Annotated in this window: 20 protein-coding genes; 15 read left to right on the top strand and 5 right to left on the bottom strand. The window is 49.9% G+C overall.

From position 1 onward, the window contains the following. The first annotated feature begins 61 nt into the window (after positions 1 to 61). On the top strand, positions 62 to 1,765 hold the full coding sequence (gene rpsA / locus ABJO30_13725) for a 30S ribosomal protein S1 (GenBank protein ID MEP3233880.1): 1,704 nt from the start codon (positions 62 to 64) through the stop codon (positions 1,763 to 1,765). Positions 1,766 to 2,049: 284 nt separating this feature from the next. On the opposite strand, the gene ABJO30_13720 is transcribed toward rpsA, so the two are convergent. Further along, positions 2,050 to 2,994, bottom strand: coding sequence for a glyoxylate/hydroxypyruvate reductase A (locus ABJO30_13720; GenBank protein MEP3233879.1), 945 nt, complete (start codon positions 2,992 to 2,994; stop codon positions 2,050 to 2,052). Between the two features lie 137 nt (positions 2,995 to 3,131). Between ABJO30_13720 and sppA the strand changes: the two genes are divergently transcribed. The 10 genes from sppA (at position 3,132) to cobM (ending at position 11,612) form a co-directional block, all read left to right on the top strand. Then, on the top strand, positions 3,132 to 4,118 hold the full coding sequence (gene sppA, locus ABJO30_13715) for a signal peptide peptidase SppA (protein MEP3233878.1): 987 nt from the start codon (positions 3,132 to 3,134) through the stop codon (positions 4,116 to 4,118). Positions 4,119 to 4,150: 32 nt separating this feature from the next. Further along, entirely contained in the window at positions 4,151 to 4,444 is a 294-nt protein-coding gene (locus ABJO30_13710; GenBank protein ID MEP3233877.1) for an integration host factor subunit beta, read from the top strand. A 98-nt stretch (positions 4,445 to 4,542) separates the two neighbouring features. Further along, the gene (locus ABJO30_13705) at positions 4,543 to 4,881 is read left to right on the top strand and encodes a LapA family protein (GenBank protein MEP3233876.1); all 339 of its coding nucleotides are present in this window, start codon (positions 4,543 to 4,545) and stop codon (positions 4,879 to 4,881) included. 180 nt (positions 4,882 to 5,061) lie between these two features. Next, entirely contained in the window at positions 5,062 to 5,301 is a 240-nt protein-coding gene (locus tag ABJO30_13700; protein ID MEP3233875.1) for a DUF6732 family protein, read from the top strand. A 23-nt stretch (positions 5,302 to 5,324) separates the two neighbouring features. Then, complete coding sequence (locus ABJO30_13695; GenBank protein ID MEP3233874.1) at positions 5,325 to 6,473, top strand: sirohydrochlorin chelatase; 1,149 nt, start codon at positions 5,325 to 5,327, stop codon at positions 6,471 to 6,473. Beyond that, a complete protein-coding gene (locus ABJO30_13690; protein MEP3233873.1) occupies positions 6,473 to 7,114 on the top strand; it encodes a precorrin-8X methylmutase in 642 nt (213 codons plus the stop codon). Before ABJO30_13695 ends, ABJO30_13690 begins: the two co-directional genes overlap by 1 nt. After that, positions 7,114 to 8,328 carry a precorrin-6y C5,15-methyltransferase (decarboxylating) subunit CbiE gene (gene cbiE / locus ABJO30_13685; protein MEP3233872.1) on the top strand — a complete coding sequence of 405 codons (1,215 nt, stop codon included), beginning with the start codon at positions 7,114 to 7,116 and terminating at the stop codon, positions 8,326 to 8,328. Before ABJO30_13690 ends, cbiE begins: the two co-directional genes overlap by 1 nt. Further along, positions 8,325 to 9,044: a precorrin-2 C(20)-methyltransferase gene (cobI, locus tag ABJO30_13680; GenBank protein MEP3233871.1), complete on the top strand. Its 720-nt coding sequence runs from the start codon at positions 8,325 to 8,327 to the stop codon at positions 9,042 to 9,044. The genes cbiE and cobI overlap by 4 nt, the downstream gene beginning before the upstream one ends. Then, complete coding sequence (gene cobJ, locus ABJO30_13675; protein MEP3233870.1) at positions 9,034 to 10,836, top strand: precorrin-3B C(17)-methyltransferase; 1,803 nt, start codon at positions 9,034 to 9,036, stop codon at positions 10,834 to 10,836. Before cobI ends, cobJ begins: the two co-directional genes overlap by 11 nt. After that, positions 10,836 to 11,612, top strand: coding sequence for a precorrin-4 C(11)-methyltransferase (gene cobM, locus ABJO30_13670; GenBank protein ID MEP3233869.1), 777 nt, complete (start codon positions 10,836 to 10,838; stop codon positions 11,610 to 11,612). Before cobJ ends, cobM begins: the two co-directional genes overlap by 1 nt. Here cobM and ABJO30_13665 read toward each other — a convergent pair. Continuing rightward, the gene (locus ABJO30_13665; protein ID MEP3233868.1) at positions 11,609 to 12,331 is read right to left on the bottom strand and encodes a cobalt-precorrin-6A reductase; all 723 of its coding nucleotides are present in this window, start codon (positions 12,329 to 12,331) and stop codon (positions 11,609 to 11,611) included. The two genes, cobM and ABJO30_13665, sit on opposite strands and share 4 nt — an antisense overlap. Continuing rightward, positions 12,328 to 13,455, bottom strand: a complete 1,128-nt coding sequence (locus tag ABJO30_13660; GenBank protein MEP3233867.1) for a cobalt-precorrin-5B (C(1))-methyltransferase — start codon at positions 13,453 to 13,455, stop codon at positions 12,328 to 12,330. The genes ABJO30_13665 and ABJO30_13660 overlap by 4 nt, the downstream gene beginning before the upstream one ends. A gap of 49 nt (positions 13,456 to 13,504) precedes the next feature. Between ABJO30_13660 and ABJO30_13655 the strand changes: the two genes are divergently transcribed. From ABJO30_13655 to cbiB, 4 genes are read left to right on the top strand one after another with little or no spacing between them, the layout of a single operon-like run. Beyond that, a complete protein-coding gene (locus ABJO30_13655; protein MEP3233866.1) occupies positions 13,505 to 14,800 on the top strand; it encodes a cobyrinate a,c-diamide synthase in 1,296 nt (431 codons plus the stop codon). Next, positions 14,797 to 16,254 (top strand): cobyric acid synthase, encoded by a 1,458-nt coding sequence (locus tag ABJO30_13650; GenBank protein ID MEP3233865.1) that lies wholly within the window; start codon positions 14,797 to 14,799, stop codon positions 16,252 to 16,254. The genes ABJO30_13655 and ABJO30_13650 overlap by 4 nt, the downstream gene beginning before the upstream one ends. After that, positions 16,254 to 17,264 (top strand): threonine-phosphate decarboxylase, encoded by a 1,011-nt coding sequence (locus ABJO30_13645; GenBank protein MEP3233864.1) that lies wholly within the window; start codon positions 16,254 to 16,256, stop codon positions 17,262 to 17,264. The genes ABJO30_13650 and ABJO30_13645 overlap by 1 nt, the downstream gene beginning before the upstream one ends. 11 nt (positions 17,265 to 17,275) lie before the next feature. Continuing rightward, the gene (cbiB, locus tag ABJO30_13640) at positions 17,276 to 18,241 is read left to right on the top strand and encodes an adenosylcobinamide-phosphate synthase CbiB (GenBank protein ID MEP3233863.1); all 966 of its coding nucleotides are present in this window, start codon (positions 17,276 to 17,278) and stop codon (positions 18,239 to 18,241) included. Here cbiB and cobU read toward each other — a convergent pair. Then, positions 18,238 to 18,759, bottom strand: coding sequence for a bifunctional adenosylcobinamide kinase/adenosylcobinamide-phosphate guanylyltransferase (gene cobU / locus ABJO30_13635; protein MEP3233862.1), 522 nt, complete (start codon positions 18,757 to 18,759; stop codon positions 18,238 to 18,240). The genes cbiB and cobU overlap by 4 nt on opposite strands. Beyond that, the gene (locus ABJO30_13630; GenBank protein MEP3233861.1) at positions 18,759 to 19,151 is read right to left on the bottom strand and encodes a DUF1636 domain-containing protein; all 393 of its coding nucleotides are present in this window, start codon (positions 19,149 to 19,151) and stop codon (positions 18,759 to 18,761) included. The genes cobU and ABJO30_13630 overlap by 1 nt, the downstream gene beginning before the upstream one ends. Positions 19,152 to 19,198: the final 47 nt, after the last annotated feature.

The raw sequence follows: 19,198 nt of genomic DNA, 5'->3' as shown, positions 1-19,198 counted from the left end.
GATTTGATGCTTATTATTGTCGGCTCGTGTCCGGTCTATTGGTCTTCCTAGGAGAATTGAATTGAGTGAAATGAATCCATCCACTGAGGACTTTGCCAGCCTCTTTGAAGCATCTATGGCAACTGAACTGCCGCTTGAAGGCAGTGTCCTACGTGGTCAAATCGTAGCCTTTGAAAAAGACCTTGCTGTTGTTGACGTTGGTCTTAAAACCGAAGGCCGTATTCCGGTAAAAGAATTTGGCTCTATGTACCGCGACGGCGAATTGAAAGTCGGCGATACTGTAGAAGTCTATGTTGAGCGTATCGAAAACGCGCTTGGCGAAGCCGTGCTCTCACGTGAGAAAGCACGTCGCGAAGAAAGCTGGGTTAAACTTGAAGTTGCGTTTAACGCGCAAGAAAAAGTAACTGGCCAAATCTTCAACTCAGTTAAAGGCGGCTTTACAGTTGACCTTGATGGCGCGATTGCGTTCTTGCCTCGCTCACAAGTGGACATCCGTCCAATCCGTGACGTTGCACCATTGATGAACACACCGCAGCCTTTCTTGATTTTGAAAATGGACAAGCGTCGCGGCAACATCGTTGTTTCACGTCGTTCAGTTTTGGAAGAAACACGCGCAGAACAGCGTTCAGAGCTTGTACAAAACTTGGCCGAAGGTCAGGTTATCGAGGGCGTGGTCAAGAACATCACCGATTACGGTGCGTTCGTGGACCTTGGCGGCATCGACGGCTTGTTGCACGTTACAGATATCGCATGGCGTCGTATCAACCACCCATCAGAGGTGTTGAACATTGGCGAAGCGGTAAAAGTACAAATCGTTCGCATCAACCAAGAAACACACCGCATCTCATTGGGCATGAAACAGCTACAAAGCGATCCTTGGGATGGCATTGAAGCGAAATACCCACTTGAAGCGAAATTCTCTGGTCGCGTGACAAACATCACAGACTACGGTGCATTCGTTGAATTGGAGCCAGGCATTGAAGGCTTGATCCACGTATCAGAAATGTCTTGGACGAAGAAAAACGTTCACCCAGGTAAAATCGTTTCTACTTCACAAGAAGTAGACGTGATGGTTCTTGAAGTTGATCAGTCTAAGCGTCGTATCTCACTTGGTCTCAAGCAGACACTTTCCAACCCTTGGGAAGATTTTGCACAGCAGTTCCCTGTGGGCAAAGAAGTAGAAGGCGAAGTGAAGAACAAGACCGAATTTGGTCTCTTCATTGGTCTAGACGGCGATGTAGACGGCATGGTTCACCTATCCGATCTCGATTGGGAACGTGCTGGCGAAGAAGCCATCGAAGACTTCAACAAAGGCGATATGGTGAAAGCTGTTGTGCTTGACGTTGATATCGACAAAGAACGCATCTCACTCGGCGTGAAACAGCTAACAGGCGACAAGTTCGCTGAAGCAGCTGAATCAGGCGACATTCGTAAGAATGCTGTTGTGACGTGTGAAATCATTGAAGTGAAAGACGGCGGTCTTGACGTTAAGATTGCTGAAACTGACCTCACTGGCTTCATTCGCCGTGCAGATCTTTCGCGTGACCGCGATGGTCAGCGTCCTGATCGTTTCTCTGTTGGTGAAAAAGTTGATGCACGCATCACTAACTTCGACAAGAAAACACGCAAAGTTAGCATTTCAATCAAAGCGCTTGAAATTGCTGAAGAAAAAGAAGCAGTTAAACAGTACGGTTCAACCGATTCTGGTGCTTCACTTGGCGACATTCTTGGTGCTGCTCTTAAGGACCAAGACGACGAAGGCTAAGCCTTTCTTCGATACAAATTTAAGAACCCGGCTCTTTGTAGCCGGGTTTTTTTATGCCGTTAAACGCTGAACCGAACATGAATGTGGAGTTCAGCACAGAGCCAGTTTGATTGTGTTGTTATCTCCACCATAGAGAGGAGAGTAGCTCCTCTTAGGGCAATTTTACAAAAGGGGAACGACAATGTTGATCGTCAGCAAATCCCACATAAAACCAGGCAGCATCAGCGTCTTTATCACAAGGTTTCTTTCAAGCTTTTTGAGCGTGAAGGCCTAAGCCTAGAGCATTAATACCCGCGCGCTTTATTCGCTGATTTAGGTATCGCCCCACTTTCACGATACGCCGCAATATTAAGCGCTGCTGTCTTGGATGCGGTTGTGCGGTTTGTTGGGCCGGAAACATGGGGCAGGACCGTGACAGATGGATGTTGCCAGAAGGGTGATGTTCCGGGCAAAGGCTCCACTTCGAAAACGTCTAAAACAGCATGGTCGATATGGCCGCTATCAAGGGCTGCTAATAAATCATCATCATTGATAATCGGCCCACGGGCAAAGTTGATCAGGCTTGCGCCTTGTTTCATCGCGCCCAATCGCTCAGCATTTATAAGCCCGCGTGTTTGATCCGTTAGTGGAATGAGGCAGACGAGAATATCAATCTCACCAAGCATCGTTTTAAGGCCATCTTCGCCGAAATAGGTTTTTACCCCAGCAACTGATTTTTCTGATCGGCTCCAGCCAGAAACGGTGAAGTTTTGTTTTATCAAAGCGCTTGCTGCTTCAAGGCCTAAATTTCCAAGCCCTAAAAAGCCGATATGTTTGCCGCCAGCCAAACCGAAATCGTGCTCATACCATTTGTTCTCTCGTTGTTGTTTGACGTATTTTGGCATGTCGCGGTGAAGGTAAAGCGTCCATGCAAGCACGGCTTCTGCCATGGCTTTCGCCATTTCTGGATCTTCAAGGCGGACGATTTCAAACGGCGCGTTTGAAAATTGCTCCATCATCTTTTCAACGCCTGCCCATAGGGACTGAACCCACTTTAGGTTTGGCAATGTTTTAAGGGCTTCAGGGTCTGGGTTTGCGACAATCGCGAGATCTGCATTTAGTCGCTCTTCGGGACTAAGATCTTCAATCCGTTTGATTGTTTCTTCAGGCATCGCGCTTGCCAAATGGTCAATCCATTTAGTGATTGCGTTTTGCGTGTTGTTCGATACGAATGGAATGACGGGTTTCATTGTTTTTCCGGTCTGCGGTTAAATCGCGATGTTGCCGCCAGATTAAGGCCTTTCATTTTGAAAACAATGGCCTTTTTCATGTTCATACGCTTGACAAATGCATAATAGTGCACACAACATTATCCAGAGGTAAGTAAATGAGTGCAACACAAGATCAAATTCTTGACCGCCGCAGAATGCGACGCAAGCTAACTCTATGGCGCGTCGTAACATTCGTGGCTGTTGGCGTCGCAATTGTTGCCTTGTTGAGTGCTGTAACGATCGCGACAGGTTCATCATTTAAAGCCCAAAAACCTCATATTGCGCGCGTTCCGATTACTGGATTCATTTCCAACAGTCGCTATGCGCTGAAACGTCTTGAGAAATTGCGCAAAGACAAGAACGTTAAAGGCGTGATTATTTCGATTAATTCACCTGGTGGTACGACTGTTGGCGGCGAAGCGCTGCACAATGCAGTGCGGGCGATCGCTAAGGAAAAACCAACGGTTACGAGCATTGGCGGGCTTGCTGCATCAGCCGGTTATATGATCGCAGTCGCAAGCGACCATATCGTTGCGCCGCGCACCTCCATCGTCGGTTCCATTGGCGTTATCATGCAATATCCAGACGCTACAGGCTTATTGGATAAGATTGGTGTGAGCGTTGAAGAGATAAAATCATCGCCTTTAAAAGCTGAGCCATCACCATTTAATGAAACACCGCAGGCTGCTCGCGATATGTTGGAAAGCATGTTGATTGATACCTATCAATGGTTTGCTGATTTGGTAAAAGAGCGTCGCAACCTTTCTGCTAGTGATAGCGAAGGGCTGCTCGATGGTTCTGTCTTTACGGGAAAACAAGCGCTTGATCGAAAGTTGATTGATGGGCTTGGAGATGAAAATACAGCGAAGCAATGGCTTGTTGATGAGAAGAAACTCGATAAAACTTTGAAAGTAGTGACATGGTCATTGCGAAAGCCAAAAAAGGATTTTCCATTGACAAGTGTCCTTTGGGAGGGTGCACTGTCAGCGTTTGGGCTTCAGGAATTAGCTGAATTACCGGGCAAAACGCTTGGAACATCGCGATTGGGGCATATTGACGGCATGTTGTCTGTTTGGCAGGTTGATACTAATAGAGCGGAATAATTTTTACGTTCGAATATGGGAGGCAAGGGAAAGTGATTAAATCAGAATTGGTGCAAAAGTTGGCGGATCAAAATCCGCACCTTTATCATCGCGATGTCGAAGCGATTGTTAATTCAATCTTGGATGAAATTTCTGATGCTATGGCCCGTGGCGATCGCGTTGAATTGCGCGGTTTTGGCGCGTTTTCAGTTAAGCATCGCCCTGCACGGGTTGGCCGCAATCCGCGCACAGGTGAACAGGTGAAAGTGGAAGAGAAATCTAGTCCATTTTTCAAGACAGGCAAGGAAATGCGTGAACGCATGAACCCTGACCACCCTCAAGCCTGATTTTTAACAAATTCATCAATCATCTTTTGATTGGTTGCGGTTGTAGCGCGTGCTCAGTATGATGTATCGCAACCTTAGTCTTTTCGTTGGGATTTGAAATGAAACGTTTATTCCAGTTCATCATCTTCGCACCTGTTGCGATTGTTTTGATCGCATTGTCGGTGGCTAATCGTCAAGAAATCAAATTATCTCTTGATCCCTTCAGTCAAACGGAACCTTGGCTTGAAGTCACTGTGCCTGTTTTCTGGCTGATATTTGGCAGTCTTGCTGTCGGTGTTTTGATTGGCGGCGTGGTTTCTTGGTTGAAGCAAGGTAAGTTTCGCAAGGAAGCCCGGGAGCAACGCTTTCAAGCGGCTAAAGCCCGTCACGAAGCGAAGAAAATCAAGCAACAAGCAAATGCTCTGCAAAGGACCGCCCTTCCGGTACCTCGCAGCTAGGCTCATTTCGCCATTTTTCAACGCCCAACAAATGCGCGCCGAATTTTGTCGCAATGGGCGAAATAACGCGCTAGAAGTCATCTAGAATATACCCATCAGTGCCACGCAATGTGTGGCTGGAACGGACGCTTGAGGCTGTTGACCCAAACAGGGGACAAAGTCAGGCGCTGAGAGGAAATAATGACGCGACTACTCCCTTTAACTTGTGTAATTTTGTGTGCGCCGCTTCCAGCACTCGCACATATTGGTCATGTGGCTGAGGTCGCAGGGCACGGCCATCTTGTGGCCGTCGGTGCCATCGTTGCTGCTGCCGTTATAGGCGGGTTGATTGCCAAAGCGCCTAAAAAAGAAAAAGTCGATACCGAGACTGAAAATGATCCAGATGGCGCTGAAGAAGATGCCGTTGGTGATGCTGCCTAACCACTCCATATAGGATCAAATCAATGTCAGAGACATCCTCAAAATCCGTTGCTTCTTTTGGGTCTGAAAAAGTTGGCATCATGGTGTGCGGCCACGGCAGCCGCAACAAATTCGCGGTTGATGAATTTGCGAAAGTGGCCCAAGGCCTGCGCCAGCTTTATCCTGATGTGCCGGTTGAATATGGCTATCTGGAATTTGCAACGCCCGTCATTCGTTCAGGCCTAGACAGTTTACGCGATCAAGGCTGCACGCGCATTAAAGCTGTGCCCGGTATGTTGTTTGCCGCAGGTCACGCGAAAAACGATATTCCATCAGTCCTCAATCAATATGCTGCTGAAAACGACGTTCAGATCGATTATGGCAAAGAGCTTGGTATCGACCCGAAAATGATGAAAGCGGCGGCAAGCCGTATTCAAGAAACATTGGATGAGGCAAGCCAAGACGTGCCGCTTTCAGAGACTTTGTTGGTGGTGGTCGGTCGTGGTTCATCTGATCCAGATGCCAATTCTAATATCTCCAAAGTGATGCGCCTTTTATGGGAAGGTTTCGGTTTTGGTTGGGGCGAGGTTGCTTATTCTGGCGTCACGTTCCCGCTGGTGGAGCCTGCGCTTGAACGCGTTGCGAAACTCGGTTTTAAACGGGTTATCGTGTTCCCTTATTTCTTGTTCACTGGTGTGTTGATTAAGCGCATTTATGACAGCACAGATTTTGTCGCTGAACAGCACAAAGACATCGAGTTTTTGAAGGCTGGTTATTTAAACGACCACCCGCAAGTGCTTGAAACTTTTGCGGAGCGCCTTGAGCAGATCGATACGGGCGAAAACACCATGAACTGCGCGCTTTGTAAGTATCGTGCGCAAGTCTTAGGTTTTGAAGATCAAGTCGGTCTCCCGCAAGAAAGCCATCACCACCACGTGGAAGGCATCGGTACAGTCGCGGCAAAAGATTGTCCCTGTAAAGGTGATTGCAACGGGTTTTATTGTCGTCAAGGCGGTGTTGAAGCGCTGCCAGAAGATGATGGGCACCACCATCATCACGATCATTCTCATGACCATGGGCATTCGCATGATCACGACCATGGTCATACCCATCACCCATACCCGCATGCTGATCACCCGCTTGGGCCTAAAACACTTCGCCCTGTATCTGATCCAGCAAAGAAGGGAACATGATGATGGAGTATATCAAAGACCCAACGGCGATTTACGCAAAGTCTTTTTCAACCATCCGTGGTGAGGTGGACTTTAATCAATATCCGTCTGATGTTGCGATGATGGTGGAACGCATGATCCATGCTTGCGGTATGGTCGATCTGGTTGAGGATATTCAATATTCAAACGATGTGGCGCTTCGTGCGACACAAGCAATCAGCAATGGCGCGCCAATCATCACAGATTGTGAGATGGTGCGTTCTGGTATTATCGGAGCCTTTTTGCCCGCTAATAACGATGTGCTTTGCCACCTTAATGATGAAGAAGTTCGATCCCTTGCGCGGCGTGAAAAAACAACGCGGTCAGCGGCTCAAGTTGCCCTATGGAAAGAGCATCTTGAAGGCGCGGTGATTGTGATTGGTAATGCCCCGACCGCGCTCTTTGCTTTGCTTGAAGCGCTCGACCAAGGTGCACCAAAGCCAGCGGCGATTATCGCTTGTCCGGTTGGATTTGTGGGGGCTGCTGAATCAAAAGCAGAGCTTGCCGCTAATCCGCGTGATGTTCCGTTCATGACGGTAACAGGGCGCAGAGGTGGCAGTGCCATTGCATCGGCTGCCTTTAACGCGGTGTCAAAAATCGCCCGCGATCAACTTGCAGCCTAATGAAACCGTGGCTCACGATACTCGGCATTGGGGATGACGGCCTTGCAAGCTTGACTGCTGCCGCGCGTCTTCATTTTGATCAAGCTCAACACATCATCTTGCCAGAGCGGGTGCGTGCCCGCATCGCAGACGCTGATGTTGCTGGTAAAAAGGTGACGCTGTGGGTTTCCAACATTCATGAAACCTTGCGTAATTTGCAGGATCAACGCGGTGAACCTGTAACGATTTTGGCGACGGGCGATCCTTTTCATTTCGGCATTGCGGCGACATTGGCGCGGACAATCCCAAGCGAAGAAATAATTACCATTCCTCACCCGTCAGGTTTTTCACTTGCAGCCAATCGTATGGGCTGGGCGTTGCAAGATGTTGATTGTATCTCACTGCATGGTCGCAAGGTGGAACGTTTGCAGCCGTTCATTGAACCGGATAATCGTGTGTTGGCTCTCACCTCAAATAGCGAAACACCGAAGCTTGCAGCCGAGATATTGGGTCAACGCGGTTTTGGCGCATCGCAAGTAAGCGTGCTTGAACATATGGGTGGGCCGGATGAGCGAATTATCCATGCGTCAGCCCATGAAATTGCAAGCCATGAGTTTGCTGATTTTAACGTGTTGGCGATCCAGTGCGTTGCTGGAGAAAATGCTCTCATTCAGCCGCGCATTGCAGGTTTGCCTAATGATGCATTTTCCCATGACGGCCAACTAACCAAGCGCGAAGTGCGTTCTGCAACTCTGGCCGCGCTTCGCCCATACCCGAATGCAACGCTTTGGGACATTGGTGCTGGTTGTGGTTCCATCGCGATTGAATGGATGCGGGCAGCACGGGGCGCGAAAGCGATTGCCTTTGAGCGGGATGCAACGCGCCTTACGATGATTGCCGAAAATGCACAGGCACTCGGTGTGCCGGATATGAGCATTATTGATGGCTCGGCGCCGGAGGTTTTACAAGATCAGCCAGCACCGGACGCGGTTTTTATTGGTGGCGGATTGACCAGCGAAGGGACGTTTAATCTTGCGTGGAATGCCTTACGTTCTCGCGGTGTGCTGGTAGTCAATACCGTGACACTTGAAGGCGAAGCTATGATATTGGCGCTCCATCAAATTCATGGTGGCGATTTGGTGCGCATGGATGTGTCTCATCTAACAAAGGTTGGACGAATGCATGCATTTGATCCCCGCATGAGTGTTTTGCAGTGGCAGGTGATGAAGCCATGACGGGAATACTTTATGCCGTTGGCGTTGGGCCGGGCGATCCTGAACTTATGACGTTAAAAGCCGTCCGCTTGATCCAATCAGGGGCCGTGGTTGCTTATCCGTTGGGCGGTGATAGCGGTACAAGCTTTGCGCGCGAAATTGCGGGAAGTCATATTTTAGAAGGCACGGAAGAATTCGGTTTTGCCGTCCCCATGCGCGTCGAACGTGCGCCTGCAAGCGAGGCCTATGATAAGGCGGCAAGCCATATGGCGAGCTTGTTGAGCGCGGGCCGCGATGTGGTGCTTTTATGCGAGGGCGACCCGTTCTTTTATGGTTCTGCTATGTATTTGGTGGAACGTTTAGCACCACGGTTTGAATGCGAAATTGTGGCAGGTGTCACATCGCTCACCGCTTGTGCTGGTGCCGTCAAGCGGCCACTGGCAGCGCGTAATGATCGCCTTAAAATTATTCCTGCCCCCCTTGATGCTAATGTCATCGAAGTGGAGCTTGCCAACACGGAAGCGGCCGCAATCATCAAGGTTGGTCGGCATTTTGATAAGGTGCGCGGTGTCATCAATAAGCTCGGCCTTGCAGACAATGCGATGATCACTGAGCGGGCAACGGGGCGCGAAGAAAAGATCACGCGCCTGTCGGATATGACTGAGGGGGAGCGCCCCTATTTCTCGACTATTCTAATCTACAAAGGCTCAGAAAGCTGGGGCGATAATGACCAATAAACAAACCGCCATTTTCATCTTCTCAAAGCGGGGAGAAGCGCTGGCTGCGCGGCTGAAATCTGAATTAGGCAATGCGTCGATTCATGCCCTTGAAGGGCGTGCAACGGGTGATGTCTCTTTCACCAAAGCCTCTGACCATATGGTGAGCCTATTTAAAGCGGGCCACCCAATTATAGGCCTTTGCGCGTCGGGTATTTTGATCCGTCTGTTAAGTGGAAGCTTGCAAGACAAATGGCAGGAGCCACCTGTGCTGGCTGTTGCAGAAGATGGTTCTGCCGTCGTGCCGCTTTTGGGCGGACATCATGGGGCTAATGATTTGGCGCGTGATATTGCGGCGGTGTGTGAGACATCAGCGGCGATTACGACAAGCGGTGATGTGCATTTTGGCGTGGCTCTTGATCAGCCGCCAAAAGACTATGTGCTTTCAAATCCTGCCGATGCCAAAGGCTTCATGGCCGGACTGCTTCAAGGTGAGAGTGTGCAGGTTGAAGGCAATGCATCATGGTTGGTTGAGAGCAAACTACCAATTGATACAGATGGTGCGCTTAAGATAACCGTTTCAAACAAACCCCTCGAAGGTTCTGAAAACCACCTTGTCTATCACAAGAAAAACCTCGTGCTCGGCATGGGTTCAGAACGCGGTGCGCCCGTTGAAGATGCAATTGCTCTCGCTGAAAAAGCATTGAGCGATGGCGGCTTATCTCCCCTTTCACTCGAAGCCATCGCTTCAATCGATTTGAAATCTGATGAGGCGGCACTTCATGCCGTGGCCGAACACTTCGGTGTACCCGCATGGTTTTATGATGCTGATACACTCAACAAATTTGAAAGCCAGCTCAAAAACCCATCTGATGTTGTGAAGGCAGAAGTAGGCGTTGCTGGCGTTGCAGAAGGCGCAGCTTTGGCTGCGACAAATGGCGCGCTTCTGGTTGAGAAAATCAAATCACCTCATGCAACGGCTGCCATTGCAGAACTTGCTGATGGAGCAATGTTGCAAGAGGGCCAAGCCCGCGGGCGCGTGTTCTTGGTTGGCTTTGGTCCAGGCGATCAAAAATGGCGCTCTGCTGAATCTGTTAGCCTGCTTCAAACCGCAACGGATTGGGTTGGCTATGATCTTTATCTCGATCTTATTCAGGATTTAAAATCTGACCAGAAAGAACATCGCTTCCCTCTTGGTGCTGAAGAAAAGCGCGTGCGGCATGCGCTGGAACTTGCAAGTTCTGGCCGCGATGTGGCTGTGGTGTGCTCTGGTGACCCAGGCATTTTCGCCATGGCGACCCTTGCTTATGAGCTGATCGACACGGGTGCTGCTGAAGGGGAGGTATCACCTGCGGCAAAGCGGGTTGAGGTTATTATCGCACCGGGAATTTCTGCGTTCCAAGCGGCCGCCGCTCGTGCTGGTGCGCCGATTGGTCATGACTTTTGCTGTATCTCGTTGTCTGATCTTTTGACCCCGCGCGATGATATTTTGAAGCGCCTTAAGGCAGCAGCAGAAGGTGACTTTGTGACCGCGTTTTATAACCCGCGTTCTAAACGTCGCGTCACGCTTTTGGATGAGGCCTTCGACACTCTCCGCAAACACCGCCCCGCTGATACGCCTGTGATTTTAGCGACCGATCTTGGTCGTCCTGCTGAACACGTGCGTGTCTTTACGCTCGAAACGGTCAACAGCGAGGATGTCGATATGTTGACGCTGGTGATGGTCGGCTCAAGCAACTCTAAAGCTGTGAAAACGGGCGACGGAAAAACATGGGTCTATACGCCACGCGGCTATGACCGAAAGGAAATTTGATGACTGTTTATTTCATTGGCGCTGGTCCAGGTGCACCAGACCTTATCACGGTTCGCGGTCTCAAACTGATTGAGCGTTGCCCTGTTTGTTTGTATGCGGGTTCGCTGGTGCCAACGGCTATTGTGGAGGCTGCATCTGATGATGCGCTTGTAAAAGACACAGCGCCAATGAACCTTGATGAGATCATGGTGGATATAGAGGCTGCCCATGCAAAAGGGCAAGACGTGGCAAGGGTGCACTCTGGTGATCCGTCTTTATATGGTGCGCTTGCTGAACAAATCAGACGGCTTGATGCAGCGAATATCGATTATGAAATTGTGCCAGGTGTGCCAGCCTTTGCGGCTGCTGCGGCAGAACTGAAAATGGAATTGACCCTTCCAGAAATAGCGCAAAGCGTCATTGTCACCCGCACCTCCGGCAAGGCCTCTGGCATGCCTGAGGGTGAAGACCTTGATACGTTTGGTAAGTCTGGTGCGACGCTTGCGATCCATTTGTCGATACGCAATCTCAAGCATATTGAAGAGACGCTGACGCCCTATTATGGCGCTGACTGTCCTGTTATCGTGATCTACCGCGCCACGTGGCCAGACCAAGAAATCATTCGTGGCACGCTCTCAGATATTCGCGAAAAAGTGCGTGCTGCGAAAATTACGCGCACAGCGCTCATCTTTGTTGGACGTGTTTTTGAACAGCACGATTTTAAAGATTCAGCCCTTTATGATGCAGGCTTTGCCCATGTGCTGCGCAATAAGGGTAAGAAGAAAAAAGCCTCTTAGAGTGCTGCCAGCAATTCGTCGATTGTTGAATAGGTCGTCACTGCTGGCTTAGGTAAGCGGTCAATGATGATGACTGGTTTTTGCAATTGACGTGCGGCGAGTAGTTTCTCGCGCGTTTCATTGCCGCCTGCGTTTTTCGTCACCAATACATCAATGTTGCGGCTACGGATAAGTTCAATTTCATCTTCAAGCGTAAAAGGCGGACGGGCGAGGATGATCTCCCAATGATCTGGCACAGTGATAGATGGAGCATCAATCGCGCGGGCGATAACCTTCACATCGTCACGATCTAGAAAACTGCCAAGCTGCTGGCGGCCAATGGTGACCAGTGCTGTGCAGTTTTTCGGCAATGCGGTAACAGCATCTTCTAAGCTTTGAACGTGATGCCAAATGTCGCCTTCTTCCGCTTGCCAAGGTCGTCGCTCCAGACGAATAATTTCAACGTTTGTTTGCTTCGTTGCTTCATAGGCATTGCTTGAAATACGGGCTGCAAAGGGATGGGTTGCGTCAATTAAGAGGTCGATTTTCTCCTCAACCAAATAATCACGAAGACCTTCAATGCCGCCAAAACCACCAATGCGGGTTTCGCCATCTGGCAATGTTGGATTGTCGGTGCGCCCTGCAAGGCTGGAGATGACGTCGAAAGCTAATTCGTTCAAATGCACCGCCAGCATTCTTGCTTCACCCGTGCCGCCTAATATCAAAACACGTTTGCTCATGAGCAGCCCGCCTTCGGGTCATTTTGCTGGGCAATGATCGCGCCGCTGCGGTCAATTACTATAATGTCAACAATCGTTGACGAATTTCGCAAAGTTTTGCTGGCTTGCTCTTGCGCGTGCCGTGCGATGGTGGGTGCGAGGTCCACGCCGTGCTCTAAGCCAATTTCTCGCGCATGGGCTGCGGTGTTTGCACCGCGTATAGCATCTGCGGCACTTTCAATGCCCGCTTCAACGGCTCGCTCTGCCAACCATTCAAAATCCACTTGGCTACGACCAGAATGCAAGTCCATGAACCCTTGGCCGAGCTTCGTCAGTTTTGCAAATCCGCCGCCGATGGTGACGCGGGGCACGGGGTGGTTTCTGATATACTTCAACATGCCGCCAGCAAAGTCGCCCATATCGAGCATGGCATGATCGGGCAGGCCGAAATGCTCTTGCACGGCTTTTTCAGACGTTGATCCCGTGCAACCTGCCACGTGCGGCAATCCTTCTGCCACAGCAACGTCAATGCCTCGATGGATGGAGTGTATCCATGCAGAACACGAAAACGGGTGAACAATGCCGGTGGTGCCAAGGATTGAGAGGCCGCCGATAATGCCAAGGCGCGGGTTCCACGTTTGATCTGCTAATTGCTCGCCTGTGGGAATGGAAATTTCAATCTCGATATCAGGTGCGATGTCGTGCGCCTTACAAAGCGCTGTAACGACTTCATTCATCAAAGATCGTGGAACGGGGTTGATGGCAGGTTCGCCAACATCCAAAGGCAGACCAGGCCTTGTCACCGTGCCAACGCCTTTGCCCGCTTTAAACGTGATGCCAGAACCTGCTTCACCTAACCGAACTTTTGAAACAATCATTGCGCCATGCGTAACATCAGGATCATCGCCTGCATCTTTGATAATGCCTGCGCGGGCGAAGTCTTCTGCCTGTTCTTCGATGGCCAGAGGAAAACTCGGTGTTTCGCCTTTTGGCAATGTAATTGTTACGGGGTCTTCAAAAGAGCCACCCAAAAGCGCGGATAATGCCGCTTTTGTCGCAGCAGTCGCGCACGCGCCTGTGGTCCATCCTCTTTTGAGAGGTTGGTTATTTTCACCGTCTTTTACATCGCCGATTGAGTGCGCCATAACCACGTTCTATACAACTCTTTGAAAGATTAAAACGTCAGGATTTTTTGTGACCCGTCAACCACCAAATGGATGCGTAATTGCGGCCCCCCAATCTGGGTCGGGAAAGACGTTGGTGACGCTTGGTTTGTTGAGAGCTTTGGCGCGATCTGGCGTGCGGGTGAAAAGCGCGAAAGTTGGGCCAGATTATATTGATCCAGCCTTTCACGCGCGGGCATCTGGCGCCCCTTGTGTGAACCTTGATCTTTGGGCAATGGGTGAGGCGCGGGTTAGGCATCTTGCCAAAACCGAAGATTATCTGCTGGTTGAAGGCGTGATGGGCCTTTTTGACGGAGCTGATAATGGCTATGGCTCAACGGCGGATTTGGCGGCTTGTTTAAACCTGCCAGTGGTGATGGTGGTGGATGCCCGCTCACAGAGTTTTTCAGCTGCCGCCCTTTTGCATGGATTTAAGAGCTTTCGCGGTGATGTTGATATTGCGGGCGTCATTTTCAACCGTGTGGGGAGTGAACGCCATGCGGGGCTGCTTCGAAAAGCAGCGGAGGCCGTTGATGTTCCCGTGCTTGGCTGTTTGCCCCGTGTTGAAAGCCTGCAAATGCCCTCGCGCCATTTGGGTTTGGTTCAGGCTCAAGAGCACGGCGCATTGGAAGCATTGATTGAGCAAGCCGCTGATTTGATGGTGACGCATGTTGATCTTGAAGCGATTGCTGCTTTTCAAGGTGGTGGGTTTGACGCCGCTGAAGTGAAACCTCTTGCTCCTTTAGGTCAGCGTATTGCTTTGGCGAAGGATGAAGCTTTTAGTTTCGCTTATCCGCACATGATTGATGGCTGGCGGGGGCAAGGTGCGGAAATTTTGCCATTTTCACCTTTAAACAATGAGGTCCCTGATCCGTCTGCTGACGCTGTGTTCTTGTCAGGCGGTTATCCAGAACTTCATGCGGGCAAGCTTGCGAACAATGAAGTGTTTCTTGATGGCTTGAGAGGGTTAAACGGCGACGCGCTGATTTATGGTGAGTGCGGCGGCTTTATGGTGATGGGCGATGTGTTGATTGATGGCGAAGGTGTGGCCTATGAAATGGCGGGGCTATTGCCTGTTACCACCAGCTTTGAACAGCGCACACGGCATTTGGGTTATCGTCGTCTTACTCATAACAGCGCCTTGCCGTGGCCAAAGACTTTGCGAGGTCATGAATTCCATTATTCAACGCTGATTGCGCAGGGTGATAATACAGCCCTGTTTACGGCTGAAAATGCTGTGGGCGATGTGCTTGAACCTATGGGCTTATCATTTGGCAAATGCGTCGGTTCTTACGCTCATGTGATTGCGCCGGAGGATGGCTCATGAGCGCGTTGATGGTGCAAGGTACGGGGTCTGATGTTGGTAAGTCGCTGATTGTTGCAGGGCTTTGCCGCGCGTATAAAAATCGTGGTCTAACCGTGCGCCCGTTTAAACCACAGAACATGTCGAACAATGCAGCTGTAACAGCGGATGGTGGTGAGATTGGACGCGCTCAAGCGCTTCAGGCTTTGGCGGCTTGTGTCGAGCCGTCCGTTCATATGAACCCCGTTTTGCTAAAACCTGAGACAAATACCGGTAGCCAGGTAATTGTGCACGGCAAGCGGGCTGCGACTATGAGTGCTCGGGAATATTTCAAAACCCGTGAGCAATTTATGCCAGCAATCCTCGATAGCTTCGAGCGGATGAAGGCGACCGCAGACCTCGTGCTAGTGGAAGGGGCGGGCAGTCCTGCGGAGGTTAATCTTCGAAAGGCAGACCTTGCCAATATGGGGTTTGCCCATGCTGCCGATTTGCCTGTGATGCTGGTCGGCGATATTCATCGCGGCGGAGTGATCGCCTCACTTGTTGGGACTAAGGCGGTTTTGGATGAGGCTGATAATCAGCGGATCAAAGCCTTCCTCATCAATAATTTTCATGGCGATGTGTCGTTGTTTGATGAAGGCATAAAGATTGTTGAAGAAGCGACGGGTTGGTTTTCAGCTGGTGTCGTTCCACATTTTGCGGCTGCTCGAAACCTTCCAGCTGAAGATGCTTTGGCGCTTGATAATGTTTCGAACGACAAAGGACAGATGAAGATCGCAGTCCCGCGCCTTGCCCGTATTGCCAATTTTGATGACCTTGATCCGCTTCGGCTTGAAGAGGGTGTTGCCGTTATTTTTGTACAAGCGGGCGAGCCCATTCCAGCCGATGCTGATTTGGTTTTGTTACCCGGTTCAAAATCGACGATGGCCGATATGGCTTTTTTCAATGAACAGGGTTGGGACATTGATCTCAAGGCCCATGTCAGGCGTGGTGGTCGCGTGCTCGGTCTTTGTGGTGGCTATCAAATGCTGGGTAAAAAAATTCATGACCCTGATGGCATCGAGGGGGCAAGTGGCAGCATTGATGGGCTTGGTCTGCTTGATATTGAGACAATTTTAACGCCGAAAAAATCACTTGAAAACCGCGTGGCAAAACATCTTGCCAGTGGTGAGATGATGGATGGCTTTGAGATGCATTTAGGTGAAAGCGATGGACCTGCGCACGCGCGCCCCTTTGCTGAGATTGAGGGGCGACCAGAAGGGGCTGTTGCACGGGACGGGCAAATTGCCGGAACCTATTTGCACGGTATTTTCTCAAGCGATGATTTCAGAAAATCCTATCTCGCATCATTTGGACTTCAAACCGCTGATCTCTCCTACAATTCATTGATTGATGAAACGCTCAATCAGTTGGCCGATCACATGGAAACTCATGTTGATTTAGACCGTCTTTATGAAATTGCAAAAGGGAATGGCTAATGGCGGCTCCTGTGCATGGCGGCGATCTAAAAAGTGCAATGGCGCTTGCTCGTGAATTTGGGTTTGAGGCAGGAAACCTATCTAGCTGGATAGATTTGTCGACCGGAATTAATCCGCGCGCCTATCCAATCCCAGAACTCGATATGTCCTTGTGGCACGGGCTGCCAACCCAAGATTTGCGTGAAAAATTAATTGGTGCAGCCACCACATATTACCGTGCGCCGTCCTCTGATCACGTTCTTGCAGCCTCTGGTTCCGCTCTCTTAATCCAGCTTTTGCCAAATCTCTTTGAAGGTGAGGCTGTCTCAATTGTCAGCCCGACTTATGGTGACCACGCAGCTGCTTGGCAACGCAGTGCTCGTGCTTGTTCTTTAATTGGGAGTGCGGATGAACATCATGATGGAAATTTGGTTTTGACCAATCCTAATAACCCCGATGGTCGCAAATATAGCGCTGACGAGTTACTTGGCTTGGCCGAGAAACAAACGCGTGCGGGTAGTTGGTTGATTGTTGATGAAGCCTTCGCTGATTTAGGTGATGGCGAGAAGCCGACTGCTGCTTTGGTTGATGAGTTTAATGTCATCATATTGAAATCTATTGGAAAATTTTTTGGTTTAGCAGGCGTAAGGCTTGGTTTTATGGTCGCACCGCCCGCGATAATTGAGGGAATGGCAAAACAGCTCGGCTCTTGGCCTGTGTCTGGACCAGCCTTAGAAATTGGGTTTCAAGCGCTCTCCAATGTTGCTTGGCAGAACGAGACGAGGGCCTTTTTGAAGGCGCAAACGGATGCGGTTCTGGAGATATTCAGACACGCCTCTATTCCCGTTGTTGGCGGTACTGATCTTTTTACTTTGGTTGATCAAAGTTCAAAACTAGCCCTTTTCAAAGAACTGCTTCGTGCGAAAATTTATGTCCGATCATTTGATTATAATGGAAATTGGTTGCGTGTTGGCTTGCCTGCAAATGATGATGAGCTTGCTCGTTTAAAAGCAGTAGTGAGCGGGCTATGAGTTACCTAGCCATGAATCTTTTGATTGCTCTTACAGCTCTCATTTTCGAAAGATTAGTTGGATATCCAGATTGGCTTTATAAGGCCATCACTCATCCCGTTGTGTGGATAGGTAAACTTATTTCGATTTTGGACCGTTCTTTAAATAGTGAGAATTCGCTACCTAATTCTCGACGATTAAAGGGGGCGTTTGCGCTTGTAATTGTCATTTCTGTTGTCTTAGTGGTTGCGATTTTCATCTCACTTTTTCTGCGCGCATTCGTTGGTGGATTGTTGATTGAGGCGGTGCTTGCCTCCTCCATGCTTGCGCAAAAATCATTGAGAGATTTCGTGGATGCAGTTGGCAAAGGGCTGAGTGAGAGTATCGACAAAGGCCGTGCGGCTGTATCCCATATTGTGGGGCGTGACCCTAGCCAATTGAGCGAGAGTGAAGTGGCGAAAGCAGGCGTTGAGAGCCTTGCAGAAAACACTGCTGATGGTGTGATTGCGCCGCTGTTTTGGATGATGCTTTTTGGCTTGCCGGGTGCTGCTGTTTATAAAGCAATCAATACGGCGGATAGCATGGTTGGCTACCGCAGTGAGAAGTACGTGGATTTTGGATGGGCATCAGCAAAGCTTGATGATTTGGCCAATTATCCAGCGTCACGCCTGTGCGGATTTCTCTTTGTGGCTACTGCTTTTTTGCAGCAAAAATGGTCGGGCAAGCAAGCCTATCAAGTGATGATGCGTGATGCTAAGTCACACCTCTCACCCAATGCAGGATGGCCGGAAGCGGCGATGGCGGGCGCTCTTGGTTTGAAGCTTGGCGGGCCACGTTCTTATGAAGGGCGGGAAGTTGACCTTGCAACCATGGGCCATGGTCGGGACTTTTTGACGAAAACCGATATCAAGATTGCAATCGAATTTTTTCGTTGGAGCATGACATTGTTGGCCGTGACTTTGGGTGTGGTCACCTTGCTTGCCTTAATGCTGGTCTAACCCTTCATGGCCAATGGTAATCCGGCGGCGATGAACACGACACGGTCGGCAACTTCGGCCACCCGTTGGTTGCAAATACCTGCGTGGTCGCGGAACTGTCTGGCGAGTTTGTTCTCAGGCACGATGCCAAGGCCAACTTCATTGGCGACAAGAACAATTTCGCCCTCTGCTTTGGTAAGTGCATCGCAGAGGTTTGAGATTTCCTGATCAATGTTATTTTCAGCAAGCAGGTGATTGGTGAGCCATAAGGTCAAGCAGTCTACCAATATGAAGCGAGACTTGTTTGCATCTCTCGTCAAGCAATCGCTCAACTGAAACGGCTCTTCGATCGTTTTCCAATTATCGCCACGCTGCTGTTTGTGCTTGTCGATACGGTTCGACATTTCATCATCGAATGCCTGGCAGGTCGCAATATAAAGCCGTTCGCCTTTTGGGTTGACTTCCAGCCAATCATGGCCGAGCTGTTCAGCATATCGGCTTTTGCCTGAGCGTGCCCCACCAAGAACCAGCGTGATCATCACTCAGGATCCGTATTTTCAGGCGAGCCTTGAACAGGCAAGCGGGCAATAAAATGGCCTTTCATTTCTTGTGGCCATTCACGAAACGGCACTTGGCCGGTTTTGCTCGTACCGTGTTTATCAAACCATTCCACAATGGCGTCAGCGGCTTCTTGTTTCGGCTCAAAGCGTCCTGCAAGATAGGAAAAACGTTCAGTGTCGGACATCACAACATTGCAGTGTTGGGAACAGGCCCAAAGGCAATCTTGTTCTTGTATGGTGATGTCATCGCGGCCTTCGAGCGCTTTTTGCAAGTGCTCGGCTAATCTTTCGCCGCCAGTAACCCCCTCGCCATCAACCTTTTCTTCTGCGGTATAACGGCAGCTCTTACAAACGATAATAGCACGAGACATGGGGTATCCTTCTGTTCTTTGAAGGAATTTAATACGCTATGATGCGG

The sequence above is a fragment of the Hyphomicrobiales bacterium genome, assembly GCA_039973685.1.
In the GTDB taxonomy this organism is placed as follows: domain Bacteria; phylum Pseudomonadota; class Alphaproteobacteria; order Rhizobiales; family JACESI01; genus JACESI01.
This window is presented reverse-complemented; position numbering and strand designations above follow the sequence as displayed.